This is a genomic window from Clostridium puniceum (genome assembly GCF_002006345.1).
GTDB lineage: Bacteria > Bacillota > Clostridia > Clostridiales > Clostridiaceae > Clostridium > Clostridium puniceum.
Map to the genome: position 1 here is coordinate 1 of NZ_LZZM01000075.1, position 2,148 is coordinate 2,148.

Below are 2,148 nucleotides of genomic sequence, written 5' to 3' on the forward strand. Positions count from 1 at the left end.
CTTTCGGGTATTTTTTGTATAGATAACTTATTAATTGTCTTGTCTTATAAGAATTGAAGTGCTTTTTTATTATTTCTAACAAAACCTTTTGCCATGATTTTTTCAAATATGGATATGGAATATACTCGACTTGCTTCCACCACTTTGTTTTTTTATCAACAGCACCTTCAGTTACTAACGCATGTACATGTGGATTCCATTTTAAATCTCCACCAAAAGTATGAATTACTGCAATTACTCCAACTTCATAATTAGAGCTGTATTTTATACATAATTTTTAGACCAAATTATAATTAAAATCCTTTCCACTAAAAAATGTAAATTACTGTTCTAAGGTATTAAGCCAAGCCTTAGTTTCTTTCATTCTATATGAATTACCATTCATGTTAACTACATATGATTTATGTGTTAGTCTATCGGTCATAGCAGCTGTCATCACAGGATCTCCAAATATTTCACCCCATCTATCAAATGATAGGTTCGTAGTTATTATGGTGGATTTCTGTCCGGCTCGTAGAGATATATTTGTAAAGAGTAGCTCTGCCCCCTCTTTATCAGCTGATATATAACCAAATTCATCCAAAATAACTAGATCATATTTAGATAATTTGTTTTGATATGTCCTTAAGGTTTTAGTTGATTTTAATTCTTTCAATTGTGTAATAAAAAGCGGAACAGTTGTAAATAATACTTTATATCCCTCTAAGCATGCTTTCATTCGCACTCGTAATCTTCCTACACATGATATAGCAAAGTGGACAACATTCATCTCCTACAATCGCAGGGATGTTGAAGTTGAAATGTCCATTCAGAAAAAGCTAGTTAAGTTTCCTGTGCCTGAATTTGTATGGGATGAATATCACATAGATCAAAAAATTAATGATCGTGGAATTGCCATTGATATGGATGTTGTTGAGCAAGCGATTAAAATGGATGCACATTCTAAAGAAAAACTCTCGGAAGAAATGAAGAAACTCACAAATCTTGATAATCCAAATTCTGTAGTACAGATGAAACAATGGCTATCTGACAATGGACTAAAAACCGATACACTTGGCAAAAAGGCTGTATCAGAAATACTAAAGGATGCTCCACAGGAACTTTCTGATGTACTTACTCTCCGTCAGCAGCTTTCCAAATCAAGTATAAAGAAATATCAGGCAATGAAAAATGCTGTATGTGCTGACAGCCGTGCTAGAGGGATGTTCCAGTTCTACGGAGCAAATCGTAGTGGTCGCTCGTCCGGAAAAATAATCCAATTACAGAACCTTCCTCAAAATCATATGCCGGATTTGGAACAGGCTCGTAACCTTGTAAAAAGCGGTAACTATGAGGCACTAGAAATGCTTTATGATTCTGTCCCAGAAGTATTGTCGGAACTTATCCCCACCGCTTTTATTCCAAGGCCTGGGTATAAATTTGTTGTAGCAGATTTTAGTGCAATCGAGGCAAGAGTACTCTCACACCTAGCACAGGAGTCATGGAGAAATAAAGTCTTCGCTAGTAACGGAGATATTTATTGTGCAAGTGCCTCTGCGATGTTTGGTGTTACAGTTGAAAAGCATGGCCAGAACAGCCATCTTCGCCAGAAGGGGAAAATCTCCGAGCTTGCATTAGGATATGGCGGTGCGTGTGGAGCCCTAAAAGCAATGGATGCCTTAGATATGGGTCTTTCAGAAAAAGAATTACAGCCTTTGGTTGACGTATGGAGGACCTCAAATCCTAACATTGTACAGTTTTGGTGGGATGTTGATAAAGCTGTCAAAATTGCAATCAAACAGAAAACCACCACCAAAACTCATGATATCCATTTTATTTATCAAAGCGGTATGCTTTTTATAAAACTCCCATCTGGTAGAAAACTAACTTACGTTAAACCTAAAATTGGCATGAACCAGTTCGGTGGAGAATCCGTGACTTACGAAGGTATCGGATCAACAAAAAAATGGGAACGCATCAAATCATATGGTCCTAAATTTGTGGAAAATGTTGTGCAGGCAATCTCAAGAGATATCCTTAGCTATCCTTTCGGGGATAAATGGTTTTAATCAGTTATGCTCATCGGCTTCCTAACAATACGTTGTCTTTAATAAATTTTTCTCTAACTTGACTATGCCCCTTCGCTCCATAAGAATTACCTTATTTCAT

The 2,148-nt window shown here is 36.5% G+C and carries 2 protein-coding genes and 1 pseudogene; 1 reads left to right on the plus strand and 2 read right to left on the minus strand.

Annotated features, from left to right (window positions below; translation table 11 throughout):
* Positions 1-268: transposase (locus CLPUN_RS29560; RefSeq protein WP_198944296.1), on the minus strand; the 268-nt coding region annotated here is incomplete at its 3' end.
* A gap of 54 nt (positions 269-322) precedes the next feature.
* Entirely contained in the window at positions 323-769 is a 447-nt protein-coding gene (locus tag CLPUN_RS06195; RefSeq protein ID WP_077846454.1) for an ATP-binding protein, read from the minus strand.
* Between CLPUN_RS06195 and CLPUN_RS06200 the strand changes: the two are divergent.
* Positions 714-2,024 (plus strand): annotated as a pseudogene (locus CLPUN_RS06200) (DNA polymerase); the annotation flags it as partial. The gene CLPUN_RS06195 and the pseudogene CLPUN_RS06200 overlap by 56 nt on opposite strands.
* Positions 2,025-2,148 lie beyond the last annotated feature (124 nt).